A 6,081-nucleotide genomic window follows, 5' to 3' on the forward strand; every position below is an offset into this window, starting at 1 on the left:
GAAATGCCGAATCCGACTGTTGATTTCTCAACACATCCACAAGCGATGCAGCGCGGTCTTGGGGAGGCAGCGCGGTCTTGGGGAGGCAGCGCGGTCTTGGGGAGGCAGCGCGGTCTTGGGGAGGCAGCGCGGTCTTGGGGAGGCAGCGCGGTCTTGGGGAGGCAGCGCGGTCTTGGGGAGGCAGCGCGGTCTTGGGGAGGCAGCGCGGTCTTGGGGAGGCAGCGCGGTCTTGGGGAGGCAGCGCGGTCTTGGGGAGGCAGCGCGGTCTTGGGGAGGCAGCGCGGTCTTGGGGAGGCAGCGCGGTCTTGGGGAGGCAGCGCGGTCTCGGGGAGGCAGCGCGGTCTTGGGGAGGCAGCGCGGTCTTGGGAGGCAGCGCGGTCTTGGGGAGGCAGCGCGGTCTTGGGGAGGCAGCGCGGTCTTGGGGAGGCAGCGCGGTCTTGGGGAGGCAGCGCGGTCTTGGGGAGGCAGCGCGGTCTTGGGGAGGCAGCGCGGTCTTGGGGAGGCAGCGCGGTCTTGGGGAGGCAGCGCGGTCTTGGGGAGGCAGCGCGGTCTTGGGGAGGCAGCGCGGTCTTGGGGAGGCAGCGCGGTCTTGGGGAGGCAGCGCGGTCTTGGGGAGGCAGCGCGGTCTTGGGGAGGCAGCGCGGTCTTGGGGAGGCAGCGCGGTCTTGGGGGTTCCCCCCATGAGCGACTGCCGTGGTTCCCCCCATGAGCGACTGCCGTGGTTCCCCCCATGAGCGACTGCCGTGGTTCCCCCCATGAGCGACTGCCGTGGTTCCCCCCATGAGCGACTGCCGTGGTTCCCCCCATGAGCGACTGCCGTGGTTCCCCCCATGAGCGACTGCCGTGGTTCCCCCCATGAGCGACTGCCGTGGTTCCCCCCATGAGCGACTGCCGTGGTTCCCCCCATGAGCGACTGCCGTGGTTCCCCCCATGAGCGACTGCCGTGGTTCCCCCCATGAGCGACTGCCGTGGTTCCCCCCATGAGCGACTGCCGTGGTTTCCCCCATGAGCGACTGCATCAAGACATGGAATAATAAAAGTGGATGGAAAAGTATCTTAAATAATTTTCGTTTAATTATTCAACCAACTCTTTTATTAGGATTGATTTTACCGTGGCTAAATGTTATAGATAATTATTATTTTTTACTCGGATTTCATGATTTAATTGATACTATAAATCAAGTTAAACCATTTTAAGTTTATTGATCAACTCCCCGATTTTTTATTATCTCTTAAATTCGGAGAGTGACAGAAGAGGGATATAGCAACCGAAGTATAGTTTAGGAAAGAGTATTTTGGTTGAAAGGGAGCAGGGAGTAGGGACTAAGGCCGTAGGCCACGCGGGGCGCGTTCGGAGCAGAAATATGTCTTAAGCTTTACTTCGACTGCTATATAATGATAGAAGGTCGATAGATAAGTGTAGAAACAGTGAGACATCAAGCCGTCAAAATAAGGATTTACCCCACACAAGAGCAAATTCATATACTTGATCAGCACTTTGGCTGTGCTCGTTGGTGGTGGAATTATGCGCGCTAAATCAATGCATAGAAACTTACAAAGAGACAGGCATTGGGTTGTCTTGTTCTGCACTCAATGCTATGTTGCCAAAGCTCAAAAAAGATGAGAAAACCGAATGGCTAAAAGACTGTTACTCTCCTTGGGGGGAGGTAAATGCCTGTACTTCCTGCGGAAAATGCGTAGATGCTTGTCCCACAGGGGCAATTTTCCGTAAGGGCACAACAACTGCAGAGAAAGAACGCGATCGCGGTAAGCTGGAATTTTTGGTTACAGCTAGAACCAAACAAGAATGGAAGCGATAGGTTCTACTAATTAATAGTTGGACAATTGGATCAGTAATAGTTATGAACAAATCTCAGACAAGCCTAATTAGTCATATCTCTTGGGGTCGTATGGAGGTAACCAATAATGGTGATAATTATCAATTCAAAGATTGTAAAGTATGGCCGGGAGGAGCTAAGGAATGGGATTGGAGACTTACAGGTACTCGCCATCAGCCCGGTATTCAACCCGCCGATATCGAAGAAATTTTGGCTCAGGGCATAGAGTTTATGGTTTTGTCCCGTGGTATGCAACTAATGCTACAAACCTGTCCAGAAACTGAGGAATTGCTCCATCAAATAGGAATTGAGTATTATATCGGGCAGACTAAATTAGCTGTAGACCTATTCAACAGTTTGATGCAACAAGGTAAAAAAGTCGGAGGTATATTTCATTCGACTTGTTAACTCGTTATCAGCTTGAGTAACGATGGAAAAAATTAAATTAGCAACAGTATGGTTAGCGGGGTGTTCGGGATGTCATATGTCCTTTTTGGATCTAGAGGAATGGCTGCTCGAACTCGCCCAATATGTAGATGTGGTTTACAGTCCCGTTGGGTCTGACCTGAAAGAATACCCGGAAAACGTGGATGTTTGTTTAGTAGAGGGTGGTATTGCCAATGAAGATAACTTAGAACTCATTAACCAAGTTCGGGAACGTAGCAAAATCCTCGTTTCTTTCGGAGATTGTGCCGTCACTGCCAACGTTCCTGCTATGCGGAATATGCTGGACGGTGCAGAACCTGTTCTCAAACGCGCCTATCTCGAATTGGGGGATGTCACTCCCCAACTCCCTTACGAACCAGGAATTGTACCGGAATTACTAGAGCAGGTACTGCCCGTTCACCAAGATAGCAGCTTGTAGTAGGGTGGGCAAAAACAGTTTGCTTCTTTTGAGTATTCTAGATTATATTACTTTGCCCACCCTACTTTAATTGGTCTGTTCGCGTAGCGTCCGCGTAGCGCATAAGCTGATAGCTGATAGCACCTCAAGTAGCGTCCGCGTAGCGCATAAGCTGATAGCTGATAGCTTACGTTTTAGAATACTACAGCGGAATTGGTTCTGGTAAAGACGTCTATATCTAACCCCCTATTTAATACTGCAACTTCCGATCCATCAACCGATAAAAAGCCGGTGAAGGCGTCGTAACTTACATCAGTGCTGCCTACAACTACTATCGCATCACTTCCTACTTCGAAGTCGAGGATAATATCCAAATCTCCTTCTAAGAACTGATCTGCGAAAAACTCGTAGATATCGCTGCCGCCGCCACTGATCAGAACATCGGATCCTTCATTGCCAACAACAACATCATCTCCTAAGCCGCCTCGAACAATATCATCTCCCAGACCGCCGAAGACAAAGTCAGTTCCTCCAGCACCCTGGATGTTATCGTCTCCTGCTCCAGCCATGAGTATATCTACTTCATCGCCGCCAGCTGCTACATCATTACCGTCGCCAAAAATAAAAATGTTAGTTTGATCTTCTTGTCCTACGGCGAATACACCTCCACCCTCTTGAGGGCTATCAAAAAACATTGCACCCTCAAAGTCGCTTATAAATAGCGGACCTGTGCTACCTGGACTTAATATTGCTGCCATTTAATTGTCTCCTTGTTTTAGCTTGAATTTTCTCTAACAGTTGATGTAGGGTGGGCAGTGCACCAGACAGATAATGAAGCTTGCAAAGCGCGCTGGTAGGCACTGCCCACCCTAGGATTAATGACAATGATGCAAGATATCGGTTAATCACGTTGTATTCAGGTAAATCGTTAATTGTTAATGGGAATTAATGGGAATTAATGGAAGTTACCATCAACAATTAACGATGAATGAGTAGTCTAAACTACTACCTGGTAGGATGAGTGTTTAACCGGAATTGATATCAACTATAATTTTTTATACTTGAATACAAATTATAAACAAATTATAAAAAAGTTAGACTTTTTTGATTTAAATCAAGTGTTAGAGGAAGCGATTATAAATTATTGTCAAGGATAAAAATTAGAAACAAATTAGACTTACTTGATTCAAATCAAGTTTTACACAGGTCATAGCTTGTCCGGTGAATCACTTCATATTCAGGGCAAGGGTTAATGCTTAATGGTTAATTGTCAAGAGTCAATTAACCATTTTCAATTTTCAATTTTCAATTTTCAATTAAGGTAATCAAACGCCTCTTACGAGTAATTGCTCCTGTTTTCTCTAGTTGCATCAAAGCTCGTGATACGGTTTCGGGAGTCAAACCTAGTTCAGCAGCAATTTCTTTGAAGGGTTGGTCTAAGCTGAGAACCGTTTGATTACGGAACTGAGCTAAGTAGTGTAGATATTGAAGTACCCGGTCGTGAGCAGTCCGAATTTATCGCCACTCTAAACGGACTCTGAGGGAGTGAATGTGTCTAACCAAAATGGTCATGAAATTCTCGGCCAAGTCAGGATAAAGGCAAAGGCTTGACAAAAGAAGTTGCTTGGGATAAAAAATTACTCGTGAAGCTACCTTAGCAATTGCTGTGTAAGGATAGACCGTTGAAAAAAGAGCACTTTCAGCTAAGCTCTCACCAGCTCTAACAACCTGAAGTGTAACCATTTTCCCTGATTGAGTGTAGTGAACAAGTTTGAATCGCCCTGTTTCCACTACAAAAAAAGACGATGCGGAATTTACCTGGTAAAATAGCTTCTGTTCAGCAACCAGATTCTGGAAGATGACACCCTGACTTAGAGCAGGGGGAAGGCTCTCAGGTTTCAATAGATTCATCAATAAGGCTTCTAGTACGGCACGACATGTGAATAGTTTAAGCAATCATTTTTGGCGATGTCTGTTGGAAAAGATCGGAAAAAATCAGAACTTGAACACAGAAAATGTCCCAGGCAGCAACTATAGTTGTTTCAATTAAGGATAAGACGGTAATGAGGTAAAATAAAAAGGGTATATTTTCAATAACTGACAGCAATGCCATACAGTCTAGATTTCAGAAAAAAAGTAATAAAGTATATAGAAAAAGGTGGAAATATTACAGAGGCAGCGAAAGTATTTGGGATAGGAATAGCGACAATATACAAGTGGTTAAATCGTTCAGAACTAAAGGCGACTAAGGTAGAACGTCGTCAAAGAAAGCTAGATTGGAAAGCCTTAGAACAAGATGTCAAAGAAAATCCAGATGCTAAATTAATAGAGAGAGCCAAAAAATTTGGAGTGCGCCCGAGTGCAATATTCTACGCACTCAAAAAAATGAAAATAACTCGTAAAAAAAAAGAACTTCGTTATCGGGAAAGCGATGCAGCGCGGTCTTGGGGGTTTCCCCCGGAGACGAAACCTGATTACGTTGAGCCTTTATGGTTGGTAGGTTATGCAAAAAAGGGTTAAAACTTATTGATTAAGGCGAGCCTGTCTTACGGTAACTATCGCCAAAGGCGACGCTTGGCCGTAGGCCACGCCAAAGGCGAACGCGAACAAACCATGAGCGACTGCATCAAGACAGAGATAGAAAAGAAAGAATAAAGTATTTAAGAGCATTAAGAGAATTAATAAAAATATCTGGAATCAAAAGCCTTGTATTCATTGATTAATCGGGGTTTGACAAAATACAGTCATGCCTTTATGGATGGTCCAAAAAAGGGAAAAAACTGTATGGTGAACAAACAGGAAAACGAATAAAAAGAGAAAATTTAGTAGCAGGAAGAAGGAAGAAATCAAAAGATTTAATAGCCCCTTGTTTAGTGGTAGTCTTAATGCAGAAGTATTTGAAGGATGGTTAAGCCAATATTTATTAGCCTCATTAACAATTCCTTCAGTATTAATTATGGATAATGCACCAATTCATAGAAAAAATGCAATTAGAGAATTAGTAGAGTCAGCCGGTCATCAAGTATTATTTTTGCCGAAATACTCTCCAGATTTCAATGATATAGAGCATGATTTTAGTGCTTTAAAGAGAGCCAGAATGTATACTTCTATAGACACTTCTCTGGATGAAGTAATTCGTGAATATTGTGCTTCTTAGTGTCTCCTCCTTATTTAAAATAACTATAGGCCAAAACCCAGGTATCAAAAAAGCTCCCCAGTTCCAGCCTTTGATTTCATCTGGTACGGGTACTCGATCATCCAATACACCCCCTTGACCTGAATTATTTACAAAATTGCTTCGGGGGAGTTTGATCAGTTTGTTGCTTTTGGGAGTATTGAGTGTCATGCCCAACTCTAGGGCTAGAATTGCTTCAGACGCACTTTTGAAGCGTTGCTCTG

6 protein-coding genes and 5 pseudogenes are annotated in these 6,081 nt (G+C 45.1%); 8 read left to right on the forward strand and 3 right to left on the reverse strand.

Annotated features, from left to right (window positions below; genetic code table 11):
- From LYNGBM3L_RS33395 to LYNGBM3L_RS33410, 5 genes and pseudogenes are all read left to right on the forward strand, one after another.
- The coding region (locus LYNGBM3L_RS33395; protein WP_207554340.1) for a hypothetical protein at window positions 1-684 on the forward strand (684 nt) is incomplete at its 5' end.
- Between the two features lie 744 nt (window positions 685-1,428).
- Window positions 1,429-1,655: pseudogene (locus LYNGBM3L_RS37705) on the forward strand (helix-turn-helix domain-containing protein); the annotation flags it as partial.
- Window positions 1,656-1,820: pseudogene (locus LYNGBM3L_RS37710) on the forward strand (4Fe-4S double cluster binding domain-containing protein); the annotation flags it as partial.
- A 42-nt stretch (window positions 1,821-1,862) separates the two neighbouring features.
- On the forward strand, window positions 1,863-2,246 hold the full coding sequence (locus tag LYNGBM3L_RS33405) for an Mth938-like domain-containing protein (protein WP_008191888.1): 384 nt from the start codon (window positions 1,863-1,865) through the stop codon (window positions 2,244-2,246).
- A gap of 22 nt (window positions 2,247-2,268) precedes the next feature.
- A pseudogene (locus tag LYNGBM3L_RS33410) lies at window positions 2,269-2,688 on the forward strand (NADH-quinone oxidoreductase subunit B family protein); the annotation flags it as partial.
- Window positions 2,689-2,876: 188 nt separating this feature from the next.
- Here LYNGBM3L_RS33410 and LYNGBM3L_RS33415 read toward each other — a convergent pair.
- The 3 genes from LYNGBM3L_RS33415 to LYNGBM3L_RS33420 form a co-directional block, all read right to left on the reverse strand.
- Window positions 2,877-3,440: a calcium-binding protein gene (locus LYNGBM3L_RS33415; protein WP_008191890.1), complete on the reverse strand. Its 564-nt coding sequence runs from the start codon at window positions 3,438-3,440 to the stop codon at window positions 2,877-2,879.
- Between the two features lie 547 nt (window positions 3,441-3,987).
- Entirely contained in the window at window positions 3,988-4,197 is a 210-nt protein-coding gene (locus tag LYNGBM3L_RS50060; protein WP_202799301.1) for a helix-turn-helix domain-containing protein, read from the reverse strand.
- Window positions 4,198-4,593 (reverse strand): Crp/Fnr family transcriptional regulator, encoded by a 396-nt coding sequence (locus LYNGBM3L_RS33420; protein WP_202799298.1) that lies wholly within the window; start codon window positions 4,591-4,593, stop codon window positions 4,198-4,200. It abuts the gene before it with no gap.
- Window positions 4,594-4,788: 195 nt separating this feature from the next.
- Between LYNGBM3L_RS33420 and LYNGBM3L_RS33425 the strand changes: the two are divergent.
- From LYNGBM3L_RS33425 to LYNGBM3L_RS33430, 3 genes and pseudogenes are all read left to right on the forward strand, one after another.
- Window positions 4,789-5,109, forward strand: a pseudogene (locus LYNGBM3L_RS33425) (IS630 transposase-related protein); the annotation flags it as partial.
- Window positions 5,110-5,208: 99 nt separating this feature from the next.
- The gene (locus LYNGBM3L_RS49245) at window positions 5,209-5,337 is read left to right on the forward strand and encodes a hypothetical protein (RefSeq protein ID WP_267872134.1); all 129 of its coding nucleotides are present in this window, start codon (window positions 5,209-5,211) and stop codon (window positions 5,335-5,337) included.
- Window positions 5,316-5,839 (forward strand): annotated as a pseudogene (locus LYNGBM3L_RS33430) (IS630 family transposase); the annotation flags it as partial. The gene LYNGBM3L_RS49245 and the pseudogene LYNGBM3L_RS33430, both read left to right, overlap by 22 nt.
- Window positions 5,840-6,081: the final 242 nt, after the last annotated feature.

Origin of the sequence: Moorena producens 3L (genome assembly GCF_000211815.1) — a bacterium.
Classification (GTDB): domain Bacteria; phylum Cyanobacteriota; class Cyanobacteriia; order Cyanobacteriales; family Coleofasciculaceae; genus Moorena; species Moorena producens.

Coding starts and splice junctions, on each gene's coding strand:
- LYNGBM3L_RS33405 (WP_008191888.1), top strand. CDS start 1,863: ATGAACAAATCTCAGACAAGCCTAATTAGTCATATCTCTTGGGGTCGT.
- LYNGBM3L_RS33415 (WP_008191890.1), bottom strand. CDS start 3,440: ATGGCAGCAATATTAAGTCCAGGTAGCACAGGTCCGCTATTTATAAGC.
- LYNGBM3L_RS33420 (WP_202799298.1), bottom strand. CDS start 4,593: ATGAATCTATTGAAACCTGAGAGCCTTCCCCCTGCTCTAAGTCAGGGT.